This window comes from Methylophaga thalassica (assembly GCF_030159795.1).
Classification (GTDB): domain Bacteria; phylum Pseudomonadota; class Gammaproteobacteria; order Nitrosococcales; family Methylophagaceae; genus Methylophaga; species Methylophaga thalassica.
The window spans coordinates 357353-381056 of record NZ_BSND01000003.1 but is presented as its reverse complement, the minus strand read 5'-3'; the positions used below and the strand labels follow the sequence as shown (position 1 = coordinate 381056).

At 45.8% G+C, this 23704-nt stretch carries 28 protein-coding genes, 1 pseudogene and 1 other annotated feature; of the genes and pseudogenes, 6 read left to right on the top strand and 23 right to left on the bottom strand.

Going from position 1 to position 23704, the window contains the following annotated elements; all coding sequences use genetic code 11:
• Positions 1 to 243: 243 nt before the first annotated feature.
• Genes QQL60_RS01985 through QQL60_RS01960 form a run of 6 tightly spaced genes read right to left on the bottom strand, consistent with a single transcriptional unit; the run spans position 244 to position 5598 of the window.
• The gene (locus QQL60_RS01985) at positions 244 to 1806 is read right to left on the bottom strand and encodes an SAVED domain-containing protein (protein WP_284722246.1); all 1563 of its coding nucleotides are present in this window, start codon (positions 1804 to 1806) and stop codon (positions 244 to 246) included.
• Positions 1799 to 2284 carry a Mov34/MPN/PAD-1 family protein gene (locus QQL60_RS01980; protein WP_050503333.1) on the bottom strand — a complete coding sequence of 162 codons (486 nt, stop codon included), beginning with the start codon at positions 2282 to 2284 and terminating at the stop codon, positions 1799 to 1801. Before QQL60_RS01980 ends, QQL60_RS01985 begins: the two co-directional genes overlap by 8 nt.
• Entirely contained in the window at positions 2268 to 3995 is a 1728-nt protein-coding gene (locus QQL60_RS01975) for a ThiF family adenylyltransferase (protein ID WP_284722245.1), read from the bottom strand. Before QQL60_RS01975 ends, QQL60_RS01980 begins: the two co-directional genes overlap by 17 nt.
• A 1-nt stretch (position 3996) precedes the next feature.
• The gene (locus QQL60_RS01970) at positions 3997 to 5028 is read right to left on the bottom strand and encodes a nucleotidyltransferase domain-containing protein (RefSeq protein WP_284722244.1); all 1032 of its coding nucleotides are present in this window, start codon (positions 5026 to 5028) and stop codon (positions 3997 to 3999) included.
• Between the two features lie 26 nt (positions 5029 to 5054).
• Positions 5055 to 5423 (bottom strand): metal-dependent hydrolase, encoded by a 369-nt coding sequence (locus QQL60_RS01965; protein ID WP_119908940.1) that lies wholly within the window; start codon positions 5421 to 5423, stop codon positions 5055 to 5057.
• A 1-nt stretch (position 5424) separates the two neighbouring features.
• Positions 5425 to 5598 (bottom strand): hypothetical protein, encoded by a 174-nt coding sequence (locus tag QQL60_RS01960; protein ID WP_193239125.1) that lies wholly within the window; start codon positions 5596 to 5598, stop codon positions 5425 to 5427.
• Between the two features lie 109 nt (positions 5599 to 5707).
• Here QQL60_RS01960 and QQL60_RS01955 point away from each other — a divergent pair, with 109 nt between their 5' ends.
• Both QQL60_RS01955 and QQL60_RS01950 read left to right on the top strand, forming a co-directional pair.
• Entirely contained in the window at positions 5708 to 6052 is a 345-nt protein-coding gene (locus QQL60_RS01955) for a helix-turn-helix domain-containing protein (protein WP_119908941.1), read from the top strand.
• A 9-nt stretch (positions 6053 to 6061) separates the two neighbouring features.
• A complete protein-coding gene (locus QQL60_RS01950; protein WP_284722243.1) occupies positions 6062 to 6916 on the top strand; it encodes an ImmA/IrrE family metallo-endopeptidase in 855 nt (284 codons plus the stop codon).
• A 67-nt stretch (positions 6917 to 6983) separates the two neighbouring features.
• Here QQL60_RS01950 and QQL60_RS01945 read toward each other — a convergent pair whose 3' ends face one another.
• From QQL60_RS01945 to QQL60_RS01880, 14 genes are all read right to left on the bottom strand, one after another.
• Positions 6984 to 7691 (bottom strand): hypothetical protein, encoded by a 708-nt coding sequence (locus QQL60_RS01945; protein WP_119908943.1) that lies wholly within the window; start codon positions 7689 to 7691, stop codon positions 6984 to 6986.
• An 89-nt stretch (positions 7692 to 7780) separates the two neighbouring features.
• Positions 7781 to 8848 carry a DUF7146 domain-containing protein gene (locus QQL60_RS01940; RefSeq protein ID WP_284722242.1) on the bottom strand — a complete coding sequence of 356 codons (1068 nt, stop codon included), beginning with the start codon at positions 8846 to 8848 and terminating at the stop codon, positions 7781 to 7783.
• A gap of 91 nt (positions 8849 to 8939) precedes the next feature.
• The gene (locus QQL60_RS01935; protein WP_007104984.1) at positions 8940 to 9281 is read right to left on the bottom strand and encodes a hypothetical protein; all 342 of its coding nucleotides are present in this window, start codon (positions 9279 to 9281) and stop codon (positions 8940 to 8942) included.
• Positions 9281 to 9778, bottom strand: a complete 498-nt coding sequence (radC, locus tag QQL60_RS01930) for a RadC family protein (RefSeq protein WP_000791199.1) — start codon at positions 9776 to 9778, stop codon at positions 9281 to 9283. The genes QQL60_RS01935 and radC overlap by 1 nt, the downstream gene beginning before the upstream one ends.
• An 83-nt stretch (positions 9779 to 9861) precedes the next feature.
• A complete protein-coding gene (locus tag QQL60_RS01925; RefSeq protein WP_284722241.1) occupies positions 9862 to 11517 on the bottom strand; it encodes a VWA domain-containing protein in 1656 nt (551 codons plus the stop codon).
• 69 nt (positions 11518 to 11586) lie between these two features.
• Positions 11587 to 12027, bottom strand: coding sequence for a hypothetical protein (locus QQL60_RS01920; RefSeq protein ID WP_032081049.1), 441 nt, complete (start codon positions 12025 to 12027; stop codon positions 11587 to 11589).
• 61 nt (positions 12028 to 12088) lie between these two features.
• Positions 12089 to 13042: a DUF3150 domain-containing protein gene (locus QQL60_RS01915; RefSeq protein ID WP_000027441.1), complete on the bottom strand. Its 954-nt coding sequence runs from the start codon at positions 13040 to 13042 to the stop codon at positions 12089 to 12091.
• 98 nt (positions 13043 to 13140) lie between these two features.
• Entirely contained in the window at positions 13141 to 13908 is a 768-nt protein-coding gene (locus tag QQL60_RS01910) for a hypothetical protein (RefSeq protein WP_284722240.1), read from the bottom strand.
• Positions 13908 to 14867 carry an AAA family ATPase gene (locus QQL60_RS01905; protein ID WP_284722239.1) on the bottom strand — a complete coding sequence of 320 codons (960 nt, stop codon included), beginning with the start codon at positions 14865 to 14867 and terminating at the stop codon, positions 13908 to 13910. Before QQL60_RS01905 ends, QQL60_RS01910 begins: the two co-directional genes overlap by 1 nt.
• A 209-nt stretch (positions 14868 to 15076) precedes the next feature.
• On the bottom strand, positions 15077 to 16093 hold the full coding sequence (locus QQL60_RS01900; protein WP_284722238.1) for a YqaJ viral recombinase family nuclease: 1017 nt from the start codon (positions 16091 to 16093) through the stop codon (positions 15077 to 15079).
• 60 nt (positions 16094 to 16153) lie between these two features.
• The gene (locus tag QQL60_RS01895) at positions 16154 to 16297 is read right to left on the bottom strand and encodes a hypothetical protein (RefSeq protein ID WP_000167275.1); all 144 of its coding nucleotides are present in this window, start codon (positions 16295 to 16297) and stop codon (positions 16154 to 16156) included.
• Between the two features lie 81 nt (positions 16298 to 16378).
• Positions 16379 to 17197 carry a phage recombination protein Bet gene (gene bet / locus QQL60_RS01890; protein ID WP_284722237.1) on the bottom strand — a complete coding sequence of 273 codons (819 nt, stop codon included), beginning with the start codon at positions 17195 to 17197 and terminating at the stop codon, positions 16379 to 16381.
• A 79-nt stretch (positions 17198 to 17276) separates the two neighbouring features.
• Entirely contained in the window at positions 17277 to 17696 is a 420-nt protein-coding gene (locus tag QQL60_RS01885) for a single-stranded DNA-binding protein (RefSeq protein WP_064663805.1), read from the bottom strand.
• 15 nt (positions 17697 to 17711) lie between these two features.
• A complete protein-coding gene (locus QQL60_RS01880; RefSeq protein ID WP_012368369.1) occupies positions 17712 to 18038 on the bottom strand; it encodes a hypothetical protein in 327 nt (108 codons plus the stop codon).
• Between the two features lie 367 nt (positions 18039 to 18405).
• Here QQL60_RS01880 and QQL60_RS01875 point away from each other — a divergent pair, with 367 nt between their 5' ends.
• The 4 genes and pseudogenes from QQL60_RS01875 to QQL60_RS01860 all read left to right on the top strand — a co-directional run.
• Positions 18406 to 19008 (top strand): hypothetical protein, encoded by a 603-nt coding sequence (locus QQL60_RS01875; RefSeq protein WP_284722236.1) that lies wholly within the window; start codon positions 18406 to 18408, stop codon positions 19006 to 19008.
• A gap of 113 nt (positions 19009 to 19121) precedes the next feature.
• Positions 19122 to 19895, top strand: coding sequence for a metalloregulator ArsR/SmtB family transcription factor (locus QQL60_RS01870; RefSeq protein ID WP_348530017.1), 774 nt, complete (start codon positions 19122 to 19124; stop codon positions 19893 to 19895).
• Positions 19896 to 19906: 11 nt separating this feature from the next.
• Positions 19907 to 20185: an arsenic resistance protein gene (locus QQL60_RS01865; protein ID WP_284722234.1), complete on the top strand. Its 279-nt coding sequence runs from the start codon at positions 19907 to 19909 to the stop codon at positions 20183 to 20185.
• Positions 20186 to 20238: 53 nt separating this feature from the next.
• Positions 20239 to 21180: pseudogene (locus tag QQL60_RS01860) on the top strand (IS3 family transposase); the annotation flags it as partial.
• Positions 20242 to 20358 (top strand) — a sequence feature (AL1L pseudoknot). Its footprint overlaps the pseudogene before it by 117 nt.
• 1 nt (position 21181) lies before the next feature.
• On the opposite strand, the gene QQL60_RS01855 reads toward QQL60_RS01860, so the two are convergent.
• From QQL60_RS01855 to QQL60_RS01845, 3 genes are all read right to left on the bottom strand, one after another.
• Positions 21182 to 21385 (bottom strand): hypothetical protein, encoded by a 204-nt coding sequence (locus QQL60_RS01855; protein WP_284722233.1) that lies wholly within the window; start codon positions 21383 to 21385, stop codon positions 21182 to 21184.
• A gap of 311 nt (positions 21386 to 21696) precedes the next feature.
• Positions 21697 to 22443, bottom strand: coding sequence for a ferredoxin--NADP reductase (locus tag QQL60_RS01850; RefSeq protein WP_284722232.1), 747 nt, complete (start codon positions 22441 to 22443; stop codon positions 21697 to 21699).
• Between the two features lie 115 nt (positions 22444 to 22558).
• A complete protein-coding gene (locus QQL60_RS01845; protein WP_284722231.1) occupies positions 22559 to 23668 on the bottom strand; it encodes a S1C family serine protease in 1110 nt (369 codons plus the stop codon).
• Positions 23669 to 23704: the final 36 nt, after the last annotated feature.

Genomic DNA, 23704 nt, shown 5'->3' with positions numbered 1-23704 from the left:
CAGATAGATGAAGGAATTGTGAGTGTTTCTGACTATCCTGTGTGTTCGACAAAAATAGGTAAAACCTTTAAATTACTTTAATTTGAATCATGGATGAAATTGATGATGATTTTTCTGTGAGGAGCAAATTTCGGACGTTTACCTCAAAAAATCGAATGTAGGCATCACCTGAGTACCAACATTCGATTTTAAACATCAGTCTATCAAAATTATACCCTTGCTAAACAACAGAGTTTTCGTAAGTTAAGGTATTGATAGAGTAACTTTTCCTTTTACATGAGTTATCGACAGCTTAGCCCTCATTTCGTCGCCATCGAAGTCATATACAAGAAGTGCAGGCTGATAGAGATCGAAGGCTTGCCCAACGAATACGCAAGCAGCGTTAGACGCGCAGATCAGCAAGTGAACACGCTTAACAGCAAATTGGTCATGAAGTTTTTGTAGTATTGCGTGAAGCTCGCTCTTTAATTCCAACCCGTTTTCCGGATGTGGGATCGCGGCATTACCCATTTGCTTGGCTATGATTTCTATCTCAGGGTAACCGAGAGCTGTTGCAGTGCCTTTCATTGCTCCAGGAAATTGAGTTAATGCAATAGAGATCGTCACCTCTGATGATTGTCCTATTTCGTTCTTCCAGTTTACCTCGTAAGGTCTTTCAGACCGAGAATCCTGAGGCCAAATCCAGCAGTTTCCATCTCGATATCTGAGCATTGGGGTTATTTCAGATTTATTCCCCAGACTCGCTCCTAATCCTACCAAAGCAGGCATTGGCCCAAATGCGAATAGCGCCGCTCGATATCCATAATTTTTTATTTGATTGATTATGGTTTCTGCTTCCTCTGTGACAATTTCATCCATTTCTTTGGCAAACCGTTCAGGTTTGGCTCTGTATCGGCGTTCATTGTCACTAAGATTATTCAATGACCCTCTAATACGAGTTCTCAACCTGGATAAGCTTCCTGCAATGTCTCTTGATTCAGGGGGAGAAACAACCTGACCACCTACCGGCCAAAGAACTGAAAATACAGGTATAGGCAGGAAACTCAGTCCTTCGAGTAATTTCTCAACATTGATTGAAAATTCAGATCGCATGTGAGTAAGTCTGGATGCAGGGTAATCAGCACGCGCAACTCGATCTATTAATCGGTGATGTTTGTCGCACAGAAGCAGGATGTTAGCTGGCTCATTAGAAAGTTCTTCGGATAGATAAGGTATACCTCTTGGGCCACTCTCGGAGGACGCAACATTGTGAGCTAAATATGAATAGTTACCAGATTCCCCCGTCAGATCATCAATATCCAACCTATCACCGCAGCCTTCAAACATACAGTAACCATGACTATCACGAATCACTTGATTAATTGTGGGCTGCGTGAATTCTTTACCACGACCTTTATTAAGTCGCTGTTCGATATTCCTGGAGATATAGTCGGCAACGTCATTGACCGACAAGTTTATAGATTGGCCAATACAGGAGTTCCATATCTCGAGTAGTGACTCTATTGTTCCATATTCATCTTGAGTAAGGTTTCGGCCCTGGAGGTGACGAACTTCAATATTGTCCCCACAACCTATTAACGTTAGAGCATTCTTAATCTCTTCATCAGATAGGTTAAGCCGGAAACTGGCTTGGAACTCCTGTGATGACAGTATATATATCTGATTTTTCACACGCTCGTCGGTAAGTAATCCAACATGCTCCCACGCAAAAGAAGTCTTAATACCAGATAAAAACTCTTTGAGCTTGTCTAATGACTCTATGGGATAAAAACATGCTTGATGGAAATGTAATCGCTCGTCAGTCATCAATTTTTTCCTTAAAAATCCGTTTAAATGACCCGTTAATTTCCCGAAAGATACAGACATCTTTTTGACCAACAATCACAAAGATTAACTGTCTGTCAGGGTTACGTTTTATGCATTTCTTCCAATCAGTAATATCAATATTCGATGGAGTAGGTGTTGGTTCGGGATGTGTGTGCCATGTGCCCAAGTAGCCTAGCTTGCCATGCGAACTTTCATAATAAGAATCAACTGATTTTTGGTGGTGAGGGGCACGCATATTAAAGTTAACTCTGGTAGCTGAATCTTCTTTCTGTGGGGTAGTACAGTGTTCCAGCCAAAACTCGTTAGCATCAGCGGACTGAGAGCCAATTAGTGCTCCAAAAGCTTCACTTCTATCACGCGACACCTGTCTGTATGAATACCAAAGAGCAATTAGCTGTTCTGAAAGGTAAATTTTCGTATCTTTGATGCCAGTGTCTTGTTCAATGAGTGCAGACATCGCAGTCCTCATCAACTAAAGGTAAGTATTCAAGCGAACTGCTGAAATTGTAGTAGCGATGAGTCAGCCTGATGCCCTCTGCCATTGCATCTTCATCTAAACCTTTCCAACTGACTTTGCAGGATTTAGTTTGTTTGCCTTCCAAATACCGAATGGCCAAATTTGCTGCCATGACACCAGTTTGAGCCGAACTTGCTGCGCCATATGAAATAAATTGTTCTCCACAGCCAGCAACGCTTTTCATGGTTACCTGGTCAGGTTCGATAAAATTCATATTCGACACCAGACCTCTGCAACCTGTTTCCTGGCAAACGTAAGAGCACAATAGGCAACCCTTAGCATTGGAAATATCCAATGTTGCATGGCCACCGACACCATAACCTTCCAACCAACTGTTAATTACTGCAACTTTTGAGTTGGTATCCAAAAGGTATTGTTTAAACAATCGTTCCTGGGTCGGATTGCCTATAGCAATAACGATCAGGTCAAAATCATTCATACGGCTACTTCGAGCAAACTCCATCAGTTTATCTAGTTTCCATTGTGCACAAGACCAGGGAAATTGTCGTTGAAGAGCTACACTTAAGGCTACGGTTTTAGGTGCTCCCACCCAATGCTGTTCTAAAATATGGCGATATAGATTATTGATTTCATATAAGTCAGGATCTACTAATGTTAAATGCCTAATACCGGCAGCAGACAACTTATGCGCAATTTCACTGCCTACTGAACCAACACCTATCACAGCTACCTTTTTGCCTGCTAACGTCAGAATACCACCACCACGTTCCACAGTATTTTCTTGATTGAAGAGCCGTATAGGTAAAGCTTCTAATTTCCAGTTTTTTAGCTTTTCATCTGATAGTGGTAGCGCTTTTTTGGCTTTACCGCTAAGTTTCAGTGCGAACCAAGTACGTTCATCATTAACAGTCTTGGCGGTAAATACGACCCAATAAGCAGTTTCACGCCATTGACCGTATTTTTGTTGTAATTCAGTTCTAACCTTTATCGGTAGCGAAGATATTGTATGTAAATACCATTCATCGAGAGCATCTGAATATTTAGGTGCAGGAGTAAGTGTCTCGATTGGAATCACAACCGCTTTTCCTGCTATGCGTCGATTATCTTTCTGTATAGACAGCTGAATATCACTGATACCCGAAAGCGAATCATCAGCCGGGTGAACCATATAGTGGCTTTCGATGCCAAATTGTTTGCCATTTACCGGGCTATATACCGATAACGTTTGTAGGACTGGTCTTGCGATATTTGCCAACAAGGGTTTAAAGCTATCTGGATCACAGATTCGCAACCAGTCACTGTAGAACTCACGAAGCAATTCACTATGGTTCCAATCTGGATTCGTTATGCACTTCTCTAACAATGAGATATGTCTGCGAAGCGATTCCTCTACAACTAATAGTGGTTGTTCGAAATTGACTGATAGGGACTCTGGTGCATTAACACAAACAGCGCCAATCTGAATCCCCGCATATTCATGAACAGATACATGAGCCAGCCTGCCTAAGAAATCAGGGTTAATTAAGAAAAATCCGGGTAGGCTATAGTAAGGAGGATCTTCTACCATCATCAATTGTATGGAGTGATTAAGGATCGTTGTTTCCACTACGATCCTCTCTCCTGCACCTGCTTCAATGGTTGTGCAGTTAAAGCCCTGCTTGATAAGGTGCTGTTTTATTTCGCTTAGCAAATTATGCTCCCTGTGACGTTCCAACTACCCCAGCACTGCTATATGCCACTTTCTTGGCATTACTGTCTTGCTCCTTATCTGGCACTTCAAAATCGCCACCGAAAAGCCCCTGCAAAATTTCACATTGTTTACGCAAAGAGTCCTCGTTCAATGCCTGATCAAGTTTAGTCAGCATCGCATTCAGCTTATTATAGAGCTGTGTTCCAGTGTCAATGCTACTGTTTTCAAACACATTTCTGTATGGTTGAACCGGTAACCGCACATTGACTTTGTACTTAGCATCTTCAACCCACTGGAAATAATTGGCATTCAAAATTGCTGAAACAGTGTCGCGCAGCGATTGCAAGTCACTGACTTTGCCGTCATCGCTGATAGATGGACAAAACTTGTCTTTCAGCATTAGTGTAAGTCCAATTGAAAACACTTTTTTGCCAACATTTTGGCCGAACTTTTCGTCGCGCCAGCGTTTTACGTATCTGACCAAGCGTTTAACCTGTCTGATTTTCAGGTCTGCTGATCCAATGTACTGGCTGCTGTCATTAACATGTTGTATCAGTTTTTTTGGCTCGGAAGGAGACCACACGCGGTTTTCTGCATTTGAGTTTAATTTACCCACTGCCAGTTCATACCGCTCATCTCGTTTCCGGTATATGACAATGTCGATATGCAGGTTTAAATTCATGTAGTCAGCAGTGACACAAGGCTTTTTGATTTTTGCATTTTTAAAGCCGCGCTTTTCCAAAACTTTTAGCACAAGCTTTTTAACTTCAACTGGATCATCAGGAGCACTGTCTGCATCAATAACCACTGCTCTATCGATATCAAAGTCAGCTTCAGGGTGCTTTATGCCTGTATACATGCTTAAAGAACCCTGAATAAATGTTTCTATTATTGGATAACCCGCGTTTTTAAATTCGGTTTTGAGTTCGTCCAAGATACTATTATCCTTGGCTCTGGCTTCCCGATAGGCTTCATCCTCTCTGCCGAGTTTTATCTTATCATGAAATTTTATGAACTTGTTTTGCACAGACATACTTAGATATCTCCAGTTGAAACATTCTAAAGCTTGCCGAAAACTGGCAGACTTCTCGGTGTCGTAGCATCTAGCATCAGGTGGCTTAAATATCCCACAGCAGCGCATAGTGCTAACAGACGGATAGCTTTTTCAGTTCGGTCTTCCGGCTTCCAGTCATATACTTTCTTCAGGCCATACCCAACTAAACCCACAAAGGCCAGACTATGAAAGAACTGCCTGTGATTTGGATTTTTAAATGCAGGCTCGACAATGTCTGGCAGTTTCCCGAACAACGAACCAGCCACCGGGGCGGCCAAAAGTAGTTCGGGCTTATCTTTTATCGCTTCTTTTTCCAATAGCGCGATTGCTAATCCAGATGTAGCGCCTGTTAATGCATGTGCAAAACCATTCAATTTACTTCTCCTTTCTTACACCTTTGAACGGGCGCTTATCAGATGTTTTAACATCCATAAATTGGCCGGTGTCAGCGTCTCGTTTTACCCAATGGCCACTATGGGTTTGAGTTTGCGAGCGACTTTTCACCGCACCTATGCGACGGCCATCACCAACAGGGGCATTTTTTGCCATTAGACACCTCATTAACTCTGGTTTAGATTTCAACAACTGTTAATATGCTACATCTTATAGCGAAACAGATCAACAGCTGTTAATATATAAATCAACGGAGGGATATTTTATGGCTGACAAAATTCAACAAGCCGCACTTATCAGTAAAAACATAAAACACATGCGAGAGTTACTTGGTTGGACACAGTCAAGGCTGGCTAGCGAGGCTGGGATAACAGCAGCAGCACTGAGCAAAATAGAAAAAGACGAAGGCCGAATGCCAACTATTGTTGTGCTAAGAAAGATCGCTTCGGCACTAGGTGTAAAACCCTATGAAATAACCGGAGAAGATGCTCCGGAAGATTCAGGAGATAAAACCACTGAATTCTATCGAAAGTGGGGAGAACTTGATAAGCTGCCAGAACAGGATCAGCGTATATTACGAGAAATGATGGAACGCTTCACCAAGAAGTAAGGAGTTGGTATGGAAGAACAAAAAGGAGCAAAGGAGGCCGAATCTTTACTTGAAGATCTGGGTTTTGATCATTTACCTATAAATGTAAATCAATTTATTAATGCTATTTCGGACGAAAGCTTCCCTGTTAGCATAGAATTCTTTGCTTTTGAATCTGATCAGTTTTTAGGTAAGGCTGTAGGCAATGAAAATGGGGCAGGCATTATTATCAATAGTAATATTCCTGATTCTCGACGACTAAACTTCACTGCGGCACATGAAATAGGACATGTCTGCATGCACATCATGCAAGGCTCTTCTCAGAATTTTGCGTGTGGCAACTCTGAGATGGGTGATTACTTTAAAGATCCACTCGAACGCCAAGCGAATGGCTTTGCATCTGGATTATTAATGCCTAGGCGGTTAGTTAAGCCTTTGACTGATGGCGAAGTAAATTGGCATAACATCAAGCAAATATCTGATTTCTGCAACACATCTTTGGAAGCTGTATTTAGAAGACTAGCATGGCTTGAGAAAGCGCCAGTAGCAATGGTAATCCACCAAAACAAGCAGTTTAAGCGTTTTGTTCCTACTGCGCATTTTGATTTTTATATTCAAAAGACCATCCTATCTACCGATCAATTAGTTTCTTGTGTAGATGTAAATTACCAAGCTTATCCAAATGAATATGATGTTGTAGATCCTATAGATTGGGTCGTACCTAAGCGTAATGGAATTCTATTAACCGAGTTATACGCCAGCTCAATTCTGTTGAAGGATGGGTTTATTTATACTTTATTAAGCTACGATGATGACTGCTTGGAAGAAGTTGAAGATTTAGATAATCTGGAAATGGAGCACTCTCAACATTTTGGTCGAAAATGAATGAAATAGATCTTTTTAAGTTTTTGGCATATAGAGAACATTTTCTATCTGCTAGTTCCAAATATTCTCACTTAGCTACGAAGACAGTAACCAACGTTTTTATTAAACCATTTGGCACAACAACGAAGTGCATATTGCTACCAACATGCTGCCAGAACTCGGCCTCTTGTGCATATTTTTTTGATTTTTGGATAGCGACGCGTCCTGGTAACTGTGCTTTAGTTAGCCCTGAGCATAGCAGCTTTGTGCACAAAGCCTTCCAAGGATGCTTAGGTACACCGTCTGAAAGCCTTTCCACGAATCTTTCTAGCGCGTGACGAGTCACCACGACAGGTCCAATGTTCGGAACGTTGATGACCTCATCGATTTCTCTCACTGAAACATTATCGACGCTGTATTCTTCGAAGGAATGTGAGAGCCAATCTTCCCGTTTTTCTACCGAGATCTGTGCTTCTTGGTAACGGGTGAGCAAAAACCTAGTCAGGCTGTAAAGTGAATGCTGAGTTGAGCGTTGTTTCTGTAACTTTTTGATGGCTCCTTTACTGACTCGGATTTGAAGCCCATTGCCGCTTCGGTTAATGCCCATCACCTCTTTCACTGACAGTAGGTGGTGAATTGCATAGAGCTCAGCGGCAATTGGCTTTTGCTGCTCAGGTAGCATGTCGTATTGCTCACCTAAATCGACCTTTAGCTCACCACCTCTTCGAAGGCCGGTCTTCCAGTAAACCGTAAACTCACCATCAGTCTGCTTTGTTAACAGGGTTAATACCATCATGTTTGTTACTCCTATTGGTTATCTATTTTTCATTCTCCATGTTTTTTCAAATATGCAAGGCGCAAAAAAAGGGGCCGAAGCCCCTTGGATCAGATATGAACTTTCGGAAAGCCCATGGCACCGTAAACATTCAGCACATCATTCCAATCCCAACTTTTCACGCCAAGTGACGTTGGTATCGGGGGGATCAACACTTGCGTCAGAATGCCTTTCTGCCAGGCTTTTTTCTTGAGTTCATTCGCTGCATTCAGGCCGCTCTCAGAGAGATCGTGGTCTGCCCAGATGTACAGCATTTTCACATTACTTGGTGGTTCAAACCTAGCCAGTAGGGTTGCATTCACAACCGACCAACATGTTTGCCCCGTTGCTCTGCTTACCGCTAGGGCCGTTTCTATACCTTCAGAAACGCCTAGTACTTCACCAGGCTTACCTATAGGAATGGCACCACCAGTGATTGTTCTGTCACTTGGTATCGGCATCATCTTTTTAGGCTTTTCAACCGGCGCTTTGAATCCATCTTCACTTAGGTAGATCCGATGAAACGTGGCCGAACGCCCTTGTCGAGTAACGATTTTACCTAGCAGCGCTGGGTAGCTATCGATAAACAGACCATCTTCATCATGGTAAGGCAAGTTTGGATGAAACCTCAGCACCGAATCCCATTCAGGACGAAGCCGCGTAACAATGCCACGACGATGCAAGTAGTTCCAAACAGGTTGCGAACGAGTATCTGCAAGGGATAACGTTTCTCCCCAGGTTTGATTCAAGCGATGGATAATCGCTTTGTCCTCTTCCTGCTTTTTAGTCTTCCAGTCAACAGCGTTACTCGGTATTACCCGAGTTGGTACTTGTCCGGGTTGAATACCTAGAACTTGACCGATTGCTTCAACAGACTGAGCAAAGTTCCATCCATTAATCCAGGACAACAGTTCAAAGCCATCATGAAAGATACCGCAGGAGTTACAAACGCCACCTCCGGTATATTCAGCATCTTTGAATAGCCTAAAGCCATCACGACCCCCATGAACAGGACAAGCCACATGACGGCCTTTTCGAGCAATAGCGGCATCAAGTTCTGGCACCAATGCCGCCAAGACTTGAAGCCATTGGCCATTGAGATATGGCCTTACTGTGTCAATTTGTAAAGGTAACGCCATATATCCTCCTTAAGTAAAATGCCGACTCCTACCACAGGTGGTAAAAGTCAGCTTAGGTCCTGCATTGAGCCGTTTGGTTAATGCAGGAACGTTAGTCAAGCTGGATACCATGTCGTCTTAATAGCCACATGATGGAATCACGAAGCACATCAGGATCGACAACCGCAGCCATTGCGCAAACACGAAAGCAAAATGGCGCAATTTCGTCATTTTGAATCCACGACAACACATCCTTGCGCAACCGAGTGCTGACACGACCGTCCAGCAATACTCGGATCGCATCCAATAGAATGCCTTCGCGTAACTGCCAGATTTCCGTGTCAGACCAAGTGACTGGGGCATCATCAAACTCAAATAGAAATTCGAGCTGTGATGACGTGTGTTGATGGGACTGCTTTTGTGATGTAGGAGAATGGGCAATGCGCCCATTCATTAAAGATAACCGCGTTCGGCAAGCGAAACGCAGCCCTCGGATGCGACCACAACATGGTCAAGCGTTCGAATATCAACAAGTGACAAGGCGTCACGGAGTCGATGAGTAATGCGTTTATCAGCTTCACTGGGTTCAGGATCACCCGATGGATGGTTATGAACCAGTATCACTGCTGCCGCATTAAGCTCTAGCGCACGCTTTGTTACTTCCCTTGGATACACGCTCGCCGCATCTAAAGTGCCTTTGAACAGCTCTTCAAATCGAATGACGCGATGCTTTGTATCAAGAAACAGCACACCAAAAACCTCGTGCTCATACTCGTGCATCAGTGTTTGCAGGTATGAGAACGCCGATGATGGCTGTTCAATTTTGCGACCTTTACTCAATCGACCACGGGCAAGCTTGAGCGCCATATCTAAGATATCTGCTTCAGTCACTTGCTCAGGAACGATGTAAGTACCGGCTTCTTCGCCAGCTAAGAACTTTTTGTTTTTCATAGGAGTCTCCCAAAAAAAGCGGAGACGAACCCATGCCCAGACGGGGACGGAATCGTCCCCGCAGGGTGGTAAAATGGATGTGGTTACTGAATTAACAGTTGTTGTGTTACTTCGAATAACTCACGCTTTAGATCTTTGACGTCGTTAATCACGATGCTTTGTGGAAAGAATTTCTCAACACTGCGTGTTTGAATCCCTATTCCCAGTAGCTCAAAGCCACTTCGTCTGCACCGGTCAACAATGTCATGCGTGGCAGCCCAATCATCTGGGTCACCATCCGTTAGCACTATCATTAGCTTTCGCTTCTGTTTTTGTGCTAACAAACTGTTTGCCGCAAACCACATTGCTTGTGCCATAGGCGTACAACCTCGTGGTTTTTGGTCAAAACAGGCGGCCCGATGTCGAACCGATTGCTTGGGCAATAACGCGATAGAAACTTCCTGATGAATACCAGGAAAATAACTGACCGCAGGTACAACACCCGGTATGTCTTCCAGTGCCATGGCTAAAGCCAATGCGGCTTCATTGGCAACATGAAAGTACTTTCGATTACCCTCGCCAATGGGCTTACCCATTGAGCCCGATATATCGACAAGCAAGTGCACAGCAGCATTGGGCGCAATGCGAGGTTGCCTTTGAATAAACAATCTCGACTCACCTGCTTGTGAAGCGGCAAGACGATGGGTTGCAACTCGAAGACCTTGCCGTTTGGCATGATTCCGATTGTCCTGACTGGACTGAACCATGCCCCTAAGTCGGGCTCGGATTTGAGCCGACTCAGACGCCGATAAGGTCAAGATAGCCTCATCACCCAACATAGCTTGCTCTGCTTGGGGCAAACTGAGAGGTGTGACGCCCTGATGTCCTTCAGCTTGTTCCGACAACACTTCTGCCACTTGGGCAAAGGTATCGGGTTCAAACTGAGCGGCACTGGCCTCTAAGGCTTGTCGCAAATTGTCAGCTTGATCAGAGTTATCTGAATCACCCGTTTCAGCGGCATCCCCCATTGCAGACGATGCTGCTTCTGGGGTTTGACTGTCACTACTGTTATTGCTGTCATTACTCGCATCTTGTTCAATGTCATTACCGCTATCAGCATCCGACTCATCCTGTGGTGGACGAGATTCTTCTTTCAACATGGCAACGATGGCATCGACAAGTTTTAGCACTTCACCTGTAGACGCCAGGCTAGGTACTGCTGTCAGCATGGCGCTTAACCGGCTCATCGCTGCGGCAGGAAAGAGTTGTCTCACTCTTTCATCAACTGCTTGATACAAAGGCGTCATCGCTTTCTGGCCCAGAAAATGGCATCTCAAGCGGAACAACAACCAGGCTTGCAAGTTAGATGCAGGCTCAAGCTGTTCAGGTACACTCATTTGCTGAGTGTCCACCATGTACTCAATCACTTGCGAAATACTGCGCCGGGTTCCGGGGTAATCCTTTGCCAATTCGTTTTCAATGCGAACGTCCTCAATGATATTGAGAAGTGCCTTACGGATCGGCTTGGACGACGCCTTCTGCACCATGTCAAAATTGGTATGCCGAATATGCGCCGCTTCATGAGCCAGATAACCCCAAGCTATCTGTTGATAGTGTGGGTCGTCTGGGTTTGCTGTTGGGATCACAATCCGCTCACCATCGGTAAACGCATCTTGTCCTTGAATAAGCACCTTCACACCAAACTTTTCGCCATAAGCGGCGGCAACGATTGGCAGTGCGTTTTTTAATGGATGATTCATGGGAGTCTCCTAATCATTAGGGGGAATACTCCCTCAGCGGGAGCGTTTCCCCGCTGGGAATGTGGATGTTTAAACCTGTGCTTTTAGCTTATCCAGGTCGTATTTTTGACCTAACCAAGCCACCAATTGAGCTGGACTCTCGTGCTGTTCAAATGACGTTTTAAGCTGGTCTAAACTCAGGATGTCATCCAATGTCAGACCGTACTGGTCTTGTAACTGAGTAGACACCTCGTGTTGATATTGCAGCCAGTCCCGCTCAAAAGCGGCTTGCTGCAATGCCATGTTTGGAACAAATACCATGGCTGATAACCAAACACCTTGTGCGTCCGCATCTGCGATCAGCACAGGGTTCTTAGGGATCACGACACTATGTGTTGAGTACGACCGTTGTACTAACGTTCGACAACACGCCACTTCTGGTATCGATTCACTTTCAACAGCATCAGTCACACCACGAAAATGCGGTTCAAACTGGTTCAGTTGGCTGGGGTTATGGATGGTTGATTGCATAATTTCCTCTTACATAGTTCAGAGGACATGCGCCCTTCAGGGCAACATGCCCTCAAGGACGTTAGAAATAAAATGAGTTTGGTACAGTCGAACCAAGGTTTGGTCTGACGGTTGGTTGTGGTATTGCACGTAAGTTATCTGCCTGAGCAGATACTGGCTGTGCGGGTTTAGGTTCAGGTTTGGGCATCAGTTGTCTGATATCCAATTGACCTTCACCGTGCATTCTCATCTTGTCTGGATCAGACAAAATTAAAATGGTCGCCATCAGTTCGTGATAGAGATTGTCTGTCACAGGGCCGGTCTTCGGCAGACGAACAAATAAATTGTCCATCGCTTCAACCATCGGCTGAACTCGATGATCCAGGAATGACAAACCATCCAACTTGTCTCTTAATCGCTTGAGAGGATTAAGGGCTCGCTGGCTGATTTGATTCTTACCTGCAACGGAACGCTCAAACAGTTCATTGGCATCACGAGCCACCTCCCTAAAGAGGGTGTGTCCCATGCCATTGACCTTGTCATCTAAGCCACCAGCTTGTTCAGCCGGTTGCATTCGATAGATGGCATAATCGAACTGAAGCCGTTGTTCCACGTCTTCGATGGGTGACAGCGCACGCCGGATTGCATCTGCAAATTCCGGGTGTTTTGCAACCCAGTCAAACGTCACCTGATCATAGTTGTCCAAGAACAACTGCTTGCACTGCGCAAACTCCTGACCGATCCGGTCAAGCTCTGGAACAATCTGATCAATTCGGTCTTCAGGGACGGCATAGCCACCTAAAAACCGCACACCGACTTGCTCACACAAGCGTTGCGCTTCTTTCTTAAGCCTTTCAAAGTTCGCCAATGCCTCAGGGTCGCAAATTTTTTTACTCCCTAAGCTGGCAACATCCTTCGGTGGAAGTTGGCTGCCATTGGCTAGTCTGAAATCTTCAGGCCTTAGTTTTTTTCTACCGCTCCAGATGGAACAGTCGATGTGACAAATCAAGAGTTTGTCGAGGGTTTGAATACTCATAGTGCATCCTCATGCGAGATGGGGACGCACCACTCCCAACAGGAGCAATGGCCCCCGTTTGGGTGGTAGTAGTTGACGCGCTAATGGCAACATCACTATCAAAAATAGTAATTTTGCGAATCAGGCGACGATTGGTTGAGATCGATTTTCGCAGGCATTAAGTCCAGTGCTTCAGCAATCGGGCGAACCCGCTCTAAATCACTGCCTAGCAACCGCAATACATCTTTTTCCAACTTCAGTTGGTCGGATACTTCTATCCCTTCAGGACTCGCTACTGTGAGCGAACACAGTGGTGGTAATTGACGCTTAAAGGCCAGTAACAGCAACAATGGCCACGGGCCATCATCAGTGTTAACAATGCCAGCGCCTTCACCTGACACCATGCTGATTTGATTGGTACTAGGTAATTCGCTTTTGCAAAACCCTAATGACCATTCTCCAATCCTGACCTGGTTATCATCAATAACAGCCAAGCCATAGGCTTCAAGCAGCTTTGCCATATCGAACAACGCTTTTTGCGCCAGCGAGACTTGGCCATTGACGTCCTTGCGAGTACGAAACTCCCAACTGACGTTATTGGCGCACGCGACGCTATCTAGCGCATTTGAGAGTTCAAATGGCCTCCCTTGATGATCAATGCCGACTTGTCCAACCAATCGATAACCCTTGTTGATTTTCTCATTGATTCTTCGGTCTGCTTCTGCGTTAGGATCAGTCGAATCAATCAATCGCTGCTGCGACAATTGACCAGCTTTTCCAAACCGAACTTCAATCTCCTGGTTATCTGCTCCAACGTAAATGGCCCATTCTTTGGCTGTCCCATCAGAATGACTGTAACGGTAAAGAGCAAAGCACTTTTCCATCATCAATCCTCCCAATGGTCACCGAATACATCAGCAGCAATACGGTGAATGGCTTCACGTTGCTCCAACTCAGCACGAGCCGTCAAAGACCGAACCAGTGCATACTCCACTGCGTTAGGAGCGCCTTTAAAAGCAAGTGTTAACTTTGCCCAGCGCACCAAGGTCCGAGTGGACATGGTGATACTAAGCTCAGCACCGCCATCCGCGCCCCCAATAAAAAGACGGCGAATGTCACCAGCCACTTTCACCATTTTTTGGCGAAAGACTTCTGGCAAGCCTGGCGCAACGTTCTCCAGAATGGCTTCCTCTACAGAAGGCTCTGCATAGGTCGCTTCGATGATTCTAAAGCGATCAAGAAAAGCCAAATTTTGTTGAAGCACACCTTGATACAAGCCCGTCTGGTCACCGCTGCCCGCACTGTTGCCGGTAGCGATAAAACGAAAATTGTTATGTGGCATGATGATCTCACCGCCATTTTGTGCGATAACCAACGGGGCACCTTCCAAAATGTCATTGAGTCCAGCCAGTTCAGCAGGCTCAGCAAGATCCATTTCATTAATGATCAGCAAATGGCCATGCTTTACAGCCAGCGATAGCGGTCCATACACAAAGGTCATGTTGCCATTAACCAGCGTGTGGTGACCGATAAGATCGGACAACTCCAATCGACCGTGCGCAGTAATTTGCTGAACAGGCCAATTCAATCGAGAAGCAACTTGGCAAATTAGCGAGGTCTTACCGCATCCCGTGGGGCCTGTAATATACAAACCGTCACCGTCTGGGTGAGACAAGAACGCCAATACGTCACGTAAGTCTTCTTTTCTAAAAACATACTCGTCCTTGCGAACGGGAATGTTTGGATGGGTAGTGTCGGCACTAAATCCTTCCAGAACGAAAGCATCAGGAGCCGGGACATTAAACGCTTGATTCACTTGAACCAAAAATGGGGATTGTTCAGTCATGGTAAACCTCATCAGTTTTGACGAGGCCCCATGCCCCAACAGGGAATGAAGTCCCCGTCGGGTGGTGTGTTGATTGTGGTATGGCTGTGTATGTAAGAGTTCAGCTCGCTCTATCATTCGTACCCAGCATTGGCTACGAGTGAAACTGCTTTCTGATGCACTCGATATAAGCGCATGAGAAAGGAGCCGAAATCGGCTCCAAGTGAACGTTAAAAGTAAAATGAGCTCGGCGAGTCACCTGGCAGAACCAAGTTCTCTTGCTCAAGGCTGATTTTGATTGGTGTTTCAACGGGCTGCTCTGGCTTATTGCTGCTGATACGCAACCGTTCTTGTGGCGCTTTTCGGTAAGCGGCTAAAACCTGTTCGTCCAGTTCGCCTAATTTATCGGTGACCAATTGCTTATAGTCCACCGTGCCCGCCATCATGTAGCGGCAGAGTTTGACCCCAGCATAATCCGCATGAGCGTAGTTACCCATCATGGCGACCAATTTTGACTGAGCGTCTCGCATTTCCTCTTTCAAAGATTTAATGTGATTTTCCAGTCGGACCACTTCGGCATGTGCTGAGCAATACTGGCGAGACAGCGATGCCCAGCGGTATTGAGCTTCCCCCTTGGGAACAAAACAATCTTGCTCAGGGCATTTTGACGGTTCTTTTTTAGTTTGAACTAACTTCCAAAAATGAAGCGCCGTTTCTTGCAATTCAGTTAAGAACGCCGCGTCTCGTTGTATTTCAAACTCAATCAGTTGATCCTCAAAATAGAATACCAACCAACCACGCGTACTATTGGCGACCAGTATTTGATGCTGTACTTGTACCCAATACAACTGGTACGCCTCGCTTTGTTCTCGGTGAGCTTGCACATCCTCAAAAACTGACTGGCAAGGACATTTCAGTTCAACGGGTTCGCCCGCATCGTTGATGCCATCAAAGCTGGCTCGAAAGATTGCGTTATGATCGGCTTCTGCACATAACGGCAGAAGAAAGTCATTATGCGCATTCTCAAATGCTCGCCTTGCTTGAGGCTCCAACCGTATACCGCGAAGCACATTTGGATTATTCGACAGGTCTTCCGGTAATACGAATCCCGTTTTTTCTGCCCATAATCGCCAAGGTGTTTTGTAGGGTGAACGCCCCATAATAATTGGGGCTTCAGATGCCGTAACCCCTGCAATGCGCCACTGGTGCCATGCAGGAGTACGTTGTGATAGGTCGATAACCTTCATATTGCCTCCTTTGAAGGGAGACTCCCCCGAAGGAGAGAACTCCCCTTCAGGGTTAAGTGGTTACTTTGCAGCTTGTGCTAACGCTGTTTGGTGCTGAACAACACTTGCTTGAACCGAATCAATTGCCGCTTTACCGGCTTGAATCGAACCTACGACAAGGGCAACAACCAATACCAAGCGAAAAAGTGAGGCTGATTTAGTCATGGAAGATCTCCAAAAAAAGACGAGACCTTCCCCCTGACGGGAGAATAATCCCGCCAGGGTTAGTAAAATGAATGCGTGGCGCTAAGAAGCTAAAGGCTGTGTGAGCGCTTTGGCTGCTTGTTGCTGTGCATTAAAGATTTCTTGTTTCGCAAACGTCAATTCAACACCTTGAAAATGTTCATTGGCATATTCCAATGCACTATTCCAAGCGTTTGAAGCTTCCGCCCGCTCGATAAGCTTGTAAACAAGCCCTCGGGTTCGATCATCAACTTGCTCGGGTGTAATCACCGATGGCTCAACAACGTGTGTTGCTTGGCCTTCGATAATTCGCTCCGCTTCGTCTTGATCGAAAATTCCCACAAAGCCAAACGCAATGCGGGAACACTGGATCATGGATTTATGTCTTAGCATTCGCTTAGTGTGCGTCTGCCATGGACCATCTACCCGGTAAGGGCCATTTTTGCCGTTACCTTCAAAAGGCGGTCGATAGACTTCATCCAGATACTCAGTGATTTTGACTGGGTGCGAACGGTCGCGCCGATAGATGATGCATTCCATCCATTCAGGGCATTCTTTCGCGCCATCCAGTGAGACTTTGTTTTCTGAAGTCTTAAACTCCATGCCATCAAACTGGTCGTGTTGATTGATGATGCGAGACCATCCATCGACACCTACCACTGGAATAATTCCAGCTTGTTTATCAGGGAACGCAAAAATCTCTTTGGTGAAAGGGTTCAAGCCGTACTGATCTGCAACCACCAAGAGCGCCATCATCTGCTCATTGGTCGGTGCACTACCGTCACGTTGCTTGAATGCTGTTGCTTTTAGGGTATCGAACAATTTGTTTGGATCGACACTAAAGCGCTCAGCAAAGCGTTGGATTAGCTTTGGTTTTTCCATTGTGGACTCCGACAATCAAAGTGGGAGTCTGCCCCTGACGGGAAAGTACTCCCGGCTGGGTTAAAGCGTTTTCGCTCGGTTAAAAATCTGGTTCAGGATAAGTTTGTGCCCAATTAGCTTGGGAGCCCGCATCATCCGCCGGTGATGGCTCAGATGCTTTGTTCACACTATCAAGAAGCAGAAACTCGTCCGCGTCCACTTCGGTCAATCGATGCTTAATGCCATCTTTCTCCCATGAGCGCGTGCGCTGAGGCCCTTGAACAAAAAGCTTCGCTCCTTTTTGGATTAAATCTTTTGCCCTTAGCCCTAACTTAAATCCACCACGATCTCGAAAAACGACCCGATGCCATTCCGTATGCTCTTTGAGCTCATTGGATTGACGGTCGCGCCATTTCTCAGAAGTGGCCAGTGAAATACTGGTCACTAAATCACCTGATGGATAGGCTCGCGTCTCTGGCTCAGAGCCAACGTAGCCTATGAGTGTTACTTGGTTTTTCATGATGTTCTCCTCGTCTTAGTTGAATTCTGTGCACACAGTTGCTTCTACCCGGCTTGGCAACGAAGACTGACGGCGCAGATAGGTTGGTATTTCGAGTAAAGCCATGTCGTACTGATGTGGCTCTTTGTAAAACGCAGATGTCAAACGGGGCATACCAGGAGCTTTAGGCACTGCCATTGGACGACGTTTTGGTTTTGGTGTGAGCAATCGCTTGATTTGAGTAAGTACAAATCGAAACGGGCGCACGCTTTGACGAGCAAGCAATCGCAAAAGCGACCAGCTCAGTTTTGCAAGCAACATAATGCCTGCGATTTGGATAATAAATCCGAAGATATATTCCATTGGTGACTCCTTATGTTGGTTTTGAAGGAGTCACCCCCAACTGGGGAAAACTCCCCCAGTTGGGTGGTGAAAAGGCGAACCGTAAGGAACGCATGGTTGAGCATGTAAAAACATGCAGGCTATTTGTTTAAGGAGGCTAGCTACCTCTTAGTACCACTGAGAATACTCAGCGGCGGGCTTCCTTTGAGCTCATGCTCTCAGGCGCAGATATCACTGAAACAGATCAGCAATAATTGATAGTCAGTGTAACCGTCTTATCCAGACAGGGTAGTTAGAAAGATGCTCAATTCTTCCACCTAGCTGAAAGGCCATTACCTCACAGAGGATTAGGCTAGGGACTGATTATTGTCATATCAGGAGCAAACTTATGGCCCAAGCAAAACCCAATTACTCAAAACCCATCTTTGAACAATCATTCACAATTAATAGCTTACAGGCGCAACGTGTCGTTGACCGTGTTTTTAGACGGACGGTCAGTGCGCTCTACGGAATCGATGTCATCCTGCGCATCATTGGCGATGAGAACGAAATTGATGAAGTGGAACAGATCATTAGCCAGTTGATCGAGGATTGCGCTAAGGCGGTAGACAACGAACAAGCTCGTTTGGACAAACTGATGGAGTCCAACGGCATCGATGAAGTACCTGACTACACCGATCCAATTACCTTCAACGCCAAAATAAGCTCGCCCCAAGTTGGCCAGTTTGTCGGCTTAGTTCGCAAACTCGATGCGTTGATGATCTCAATGGACACACTCTGGTTATCAAGCGTGCTAAGCAACAAGCAACGTGTTGATGGCAACTACGCATGGCAACAGCGCATTATCAAACTTGCACGACGCATTATTGATATCGAAATTCGAGCACGAAAATCAGCCCAAGCTAAGGGTAAAGAAGCAGAAGTTGAGCAAGCGGTGCCTTCAACCGATGACGATATCACTGAAGAGGAAACAGATACCCAAGCCAACTAGCCAACTAAGGCTCCCATCAACCAGCCCCTCTTGAAGGGGCTTAGTACCTACCGACACAAAGAATTCAACTTTCTCTGGGATTACTGTTGCACAAATAGCATAACAAATTTGTTATGGAGCGTGTTATGAAGGTACTCTTCCTATGCACTGAAAATTCGGCCAGATCTATAATGGCTGAGGCATTGTTAAAACATCATGGTAAAGGTGACTACGAAGTCTACAGCGCGGGGACTGAGCCACATAGTGTTGATAGTAGAACTCTGTCCGCTATTGAACACTTTGGATTACGTACTGATGGTTTACGTTCAAAACACCTTGATGAAGTTAGCAATATCCATTTCGATTTTGTTATTACTCTGTGTGATAAAGCGGCAAAAGAATGCGATAGCCGAGTTAACGGCACCAATTGCCTTGCTTGGGACTTCCCTGAACCTCGTTCTCGTAGAGATGCAAACCCGTTTGAAAAAACGCTACAAGAGCTAAATGAACGGATCAAAATGTTTTTGCTAATACAAGAAAAGCAAAAACCTGCGCCTATAACACCTACTACTTTTTACAAAGCTCTGGCTGATGATATTCGCTTGAAAACACTTTTAATCATTGCCGTTGAGGGTGAAGCGTGTGTCTGTGAGTTAATGACTGCGCTAGATGAAGAGAGTCAGCCTAAAGTATCCCGTCACTTAGCACAGCTTAGAAAAACTGGGATCTTATCTGACAGAAAGCATCAGCAATGGGTGTTTTATTCAATTAATCCAACACTACCAGAGTGGATGAAGCAAACCATCACTTCAACGGTGGTAAATGAACCTATTTTTATCGAACAAGAGCTAGCCAGATTAAATGCAATGGGTGATCGCCCTACGCGTGTGGCAAGCTGCTGTAATTAAGGAATATGACTATGGGGATTTTTGAACGTTATTTATCTGTTTGGGTTGCGATATCAATTGCTGCTGGTGTGGCACTTGGGGTTGTTTACCCACCTCTTTTTGAAGCTATTGCAAAGCTTGAAGTCGCCCATGTCAATGTTGTTGTTGCAGTTTTCATTTGGGTAATGATCTATCCAATGATGGTGCAAGTGGATTTTTCAACCATTAAAGAAGTAGGGAAGAATCCGCAAGGCTTGGTATTAACTTTAGTGGTCAACTGGCTTATTAAACCATTTTCAATGGCTGCTTGAATCATGCAAATCAGTATTTTAGTAAAACTGTTGCTTTGACCATTTAAATCTACAGCTGCGTTTTTTGCCCAAGCGGAGCTCGACCGCAAACCGAAGAAATAGTCCAGTTCATTGATTCGCACCGAGCGTTGCATGGTGTCGAGCCGATTTGTAGTGTGCTGCAAATCGCGCCATCAACGTATTTCCGGTGCAAGTCACTTGCAGCCCAGCCACAGCTGCGCTGTCAGCGTTATCACCAGGATGAGGCGTTAAAGCCAGAGATTCTGCGCGTATGGCAGGACAATCGGCAATGCTATGGCATCAGGAAGGTCTGGAAGCAACTGAAGCGAGAAGACTTTACAGTAGCCCGCTGTACTGTTGCCAGACTGATGAGCACTCTTGGGATCCAGGGCGTGCGACGAGGACGTCGTTGTGTCACAACGATCCCTGATGAGAGTGCTGCTAAGCCGCTGGATCTGGTTAACCGGGAGTTTACGGCAAGTCGGCCAAACCAGCTTTGGGTGGCAGATATTACCTATGTGGCCACTTGGTCAGGCTTCGTTTACGTCGCCTTCGTCACCGACGTGTTCTCCCGTAAAGTTGTGGGCTGGAGGGTAATGAAGTCGATGCAGACGCAGTTAATTCTGGATGCACTGGAACAGGCTTTATGGGCCAGGGGCAAGCCTAAAGGCGTCATTCATCACAGTGACAGAGGAAGCCAGTATGTCTCGATACAATACTCAGAACGATTATCAGAAGCAGGCTTTACCGCGTCTGTCGGCAGCGTTGGTGACTCGTATGACAATGCATTAGCCGAGACGATAAATGGCCTGTACAAAGCCGAGGTCATTTATAAAGACGGCCCTTGGCGAGGGTTGGAGCAGGTCGAGCTTGCAACGCTGGATTGGGTTGACTGGTTTAACAACAGAAGATTACTGAGCTCGATTGGCGATATCCCGCCAGCTGAATATGAGGAAAACTATTATCGACAATTAAGGCAAGATACGGCAGCATGACTCAAACAAATCCGCCTCCGAATTTACCGGTTCGATTCACAGGTTCACCGTGCTTCTTGAACTCCTCAAGCTCTTTTGAGTCTTTTTTGAACACCCACAGGCGCCCATCTTCAATTTCAGTGACAAATCCGGGTAGGTTGTAGTCGCTGGCAACGCTCAGTGCGCTGCAAGCCATCAAGGTGAGTCCTAAAATCATGCGTTTCACGTTGGTATCTCCGTAGATAATCAGGTCGATTAATTGGAGAGCTCAGGATAAATATACTTTATTTCATATATATTACAAACCACATATATGAAAAATTACATATGCCGCACCTACTAAAAGTAAACACTCATTTGCAGCCTCCTACCCGGCGCCAGGAACAGGGAGGTCGCCGGTTAGAGCAACTGAAGTTGATGTACACGACCACTTCAGCTTCAGGGGCAAGGAACCGTAATTTCCGTAATCGCCACTTTGAGCAATTCACAAAAATAAAACTCTCGACCTTGCCAGGGGATACTTACAGCTTACTGTAGTCACCGCCAATATCCTTCAACAGCAATATTGCCCGGATCTCGCCTCCGGTTCCGTTTAAACCCTCTTCCACACAATTTACTAGTTACATCAGAAATCATCTGCGGATTTCCGCAAAGCATTACCTGGGTATTTTCTGGCTGCAACGTCAGGCCAGAAATCCGCTCGAGCGCCCCTGAATCAATCAGATCAGGAATCCTCCCATATAACAAGCCTGCCTGCTGATCTCTGCTAAGTACAGGTACATAAATTAATTTTTTAGGAAACATTTTTTGAAGCATCTCAATGCGATCTCGGTAAGCCAGCTCCTCTGCTGTTCGAACACCATGCACCAACACGACTTTTTTGAAACGCTGCCAAACGTCTGTCGAACCAAGAATCGATAAGTAAGGTCCTATACCGGTACCTGTTGCCATCATCCATAGTGAATCTGCATCGGACATCTCCCTTAGCGTAAAAAAACCATTCGCTTTACGAGAAACCTGGAAACCATCCCCAACTCGTAAATCAGCCAATAATGGGGAGAGCTGCCCAGCGGCTATTAACACCACATAGATTTCTAATGGGGTTTTATCGGGAGGATTAACGTAAGAGTAAGCACGGGAAATGTAAGTGCCATTTTTATAGATCGCAGCTGTCACAAACTGCCCTGCTTCGAAGACATCCACTGAGGCTTCAAATTGAAGTGAAAACAACGTATTTGTCCAGGCAATTTTACCCGTTACTATAGCGTCTACCCATTCTGTCATTTTCTCCTCCTTGTTCAGGGACAATTGCTAAAAATACACCGCAGTACGGGAGGTGAAACACGAATGTTCATTAAACACTTTCAATACATCTGCAACGACACTGGAGCTATCGTAGTTACTTACCCGCCTGTAATAGGAGAGAAGCTTCCACCTCCTGACCACGCCGCCATAGGCGTAGTGTCACCCGATCTCCAATCCGCAGCGTATCAAGAATCGAAAACAGCTCTTTAACTGTTTCCATTGGCTGGTCATTGATAGCCAAAATGATATCACCAGGAATAATAGCTCCGTTCGATGCGACCCTGGTGGGCTGCAAACCAGCTTTTTCCGCCACTGAGCCTGGATTAATCCCCAGAATGACGACACCACGAATTCCCAGTTGCTCGGTTAGGGTTTCATTCAGCCTGTGATCAACAATAATACCCAGCCCCGGACGAATATACTTTCCACGAGCAATCAATTGCGGCACCACGCGGTTTACGGTATCCACCGGCACCGCAAAACCGATACCAGCATAGGCGCCGGATGGACTATAAATGGCCGTGTTAATTCCAATTAAGCGCCCGGCACTATCCAACAGAGGGCCACCTGAATTCCCAGGATTAATGGCGGCATCAGTTTGTATCAAGTGTTCGATGGTGGCCCCGTTGCCCTCCGACAGAGAACGATCAAGAGCAGAGACCAAACCACTCGTCAGGGTATAATCCAAGCCGAAAGGATTGCCAATTGCAAACACTTTCTGCCCGACTTTCAAATCGTGGCTGCTGCCGATCGGTACGGGCGGCGGGCGATCAAATGCCACGTTGATACGCAGCACTGCCAGATCATGTGCCGGACTGGTACCAACCAACACGGCATTGTAACTACGGCCATCATTCAGACGCACAATCGCTTCGGCAGCCCCTTCTATAACATGATTGTTGGTCACCACGTGACCGAGATCATCCCAGACAAATCCAGAACCGGTTCCCCGCGGAACACTGAAGACATTACGCGTCCAAAAATCGCGCACACGCTGGCGGGTTGTTATAAACACAACCGAAGGACTGGCATGTTCAAACAAGGCGATGGTAGACTTTTCGTCTTCCGCGAGGTCACCACGTGCCGTAACCACTCGAGGCTCGGTAGAAACCCCGATCAATACCCGTTCAAACCAAGGCAGCGCCTGGTACATGAGCAGCAGGATCACCATACCCCAAAGGGTCAGACGAATACGCGCCAACATTGGATCCGACTCATAATTCATCACTTGTTACCAAAC

Excerpts from the sequence above, each read along its gene's own strand:
- QQL60_RS01985 (WP_284722246.1), bottom strand. The coding sequence starts at position 1,806 with ATGACTGACGAGCGATTACATTTCCATCAAGCATGTTTTTATCCCATA.
- QQL60_RS01980 (WP_050503333.1), bottom strand. The coding sequence starts at position 2,284 with ATGTCTGCACTCATTGAACAAGACACTGGCATCAAAGATACGAAAATT.
- QQL60_RS01970 (WP_284722244.1), bottom strand. The coding sequence starts at position 5,028 with ATGTCTGTGCAAAACAAGTTCATAAAATTTCATGATAAGATAAAACTC.
- QQL60_RS01960 (WP_193239125.1), bottom strand. The coding sequence starts at position 5,598 with ATGGCAAAAAATGCCCCTGTTGGTGATGGCCGTCGCATAGGTGCGGTG.
- QQL60_RS01955 (WP_119908941.1), top strand. The coding sequence starts at position 5,708 with ATGGCTGACAAAATTCAACAAGCCGCACTTATCAGTAAAAACATAAAA.
- QQL60_RS01950 (WP_284722243.1), top strand. The coding sequence starts at position 6,062 with ATGGAAGAACAAAAAGGAGCAAAGGAGGCCGAATCTTTACTTGAAGAT.
- QQL60_RS01945 (WP_119908943.1), bottom strand. The coding sequence starts at position 7,691 with ATGATGGTATTAACCCTGTTAACAAAGCAGACTGATGGTGAGTTTACG.
- QQL60_RS01940 (WP_284722242.1), bottom strand. The coding sequence starts at position 8,848 with ATGGCGTTACCTTTACAAATTGACACAGTAAGGCCATATCTCAATGGC.
- QQL60_RS01935 (WP_007104984.1), bottom strand. The coding sequence starts at position 9,281 with ATGAATGGGCGCATTGCCCATTCTCCTACATCACAAAAGCAGTCCCAT.
- radC (WP_000791199.1), bottom strand. The coding sequence starts at position 9,778 with ATGAAAAACAAAAAGTTCTTAGCTGGCGAAGAAGCCGGTACTTACATC.
- QQL60_RS01925 (WP_284722241.1), bottom strand. The coding sequence starts at position 11,517 with ATGAATCATCCATTAAAAAACGCACTGCCAATCGTTGCCGCCGCTTAT.
- QQL60_RS01920 (WP_032081049.1), bottom strand. The coding sequence starts at position 12,027 with ATGCAATCAACCATCCATAACCCCAGCCAACTGAACCAGTTTGAACCG.
- QQL60_RS01915 (WP_000027441.1), bottom strand. The coding sequence starts at position 13,042 with ATGAGTATTCAAACCCTCGACAAACTCTTGATTTGTCACATCGACTGT.
- QQL60_RS01910 (WP_284722240.1), bottom strand. The coding sequence starts at position 13,908 with ATGATGGAAAAGTGCTTTGCTCTTTACCGTTACAGTCATTCTGATGGG.
- QQL60_RS01905 (WP_284722239.1), bottom strand. The coding sequence starts at position 14,867 with ATGACTGAACAATCCCCATTTTTGGTTCAAGTGAATCAAGCGTTTAAT.
- QQL60_RS01900 (WP_284722238.1), bottom strand. The coding sequence starts at position 16,093 with ATGAAGGTTATCGACCTATCACAACGTACTCCTGCATGGCACCAGTGG.
- QQL60_RS01895 (WP_000167275.1), bottom strand. The coding sequence starts at position 16,297 with ATGACTAAATCAGCCTCACTTTTTCGCTTGGTATTGGTTGTTGCCCTT.
- bet (WP_284722237.1), bottom strand. The coding sequence starts at position 17,197 with ATGGAAAAACCAAAGCTAATCCAACGCTTTGCTGAGCGCTTTAGTGTC.
- QQL60_RS01885 (WP_064663805.1), bottom strand. The coding sequence starts at position 17,696 with ATGAAAAACCAAGTAACACTCATAGGCTACGTTGGCTCTGAGCCAGAG.
- QQL60_RS01880 (WP_012368369.1), bottom strand. The coding sequence starts at position 18,038 with ATGGAATATATCTTCGGATTTATTATCCAAATCGCAGGCATTATGTTG.
- QQL60_RS01875 (WP_284722236.1), top strand. The coding sequence starts at position 18,406 with ATGGCCCAAGCAAAACCCAATTACTCAAAACCCATCTTTGAACAATCA.
- QQL60_RS01870 (WP_348530017.1), top strand. The coding sequence starts at position 19,122 with ATGGAGCGTGTTATGAAGGTACTCTTCCTATGCACTGAAAATTCGGCC.
- QQL60_RS01865 (WP_284722234.1), top strand. The coding sequence starts at position 19,907 with ATGGGGATTTTTGAACGTTATTTATCTGTTTGGGTTGCGATATCAATT.
- QQL60_RS01850 (WP_284722232.1), bottom strand. The coding sequence starts at position 22,443 with ATGACAGAATGGGTAGACGCTATAGTAACGGGTAAAATTGCCTGGACA.
- QQL60_RS01845 (WP_284722231.1), bottom strand. The coding sequence starts at position 23,668 with ATGTTGGCGCGTATTCGTCTGACCCTTTGGGGTATGGTGATCCTGCTG.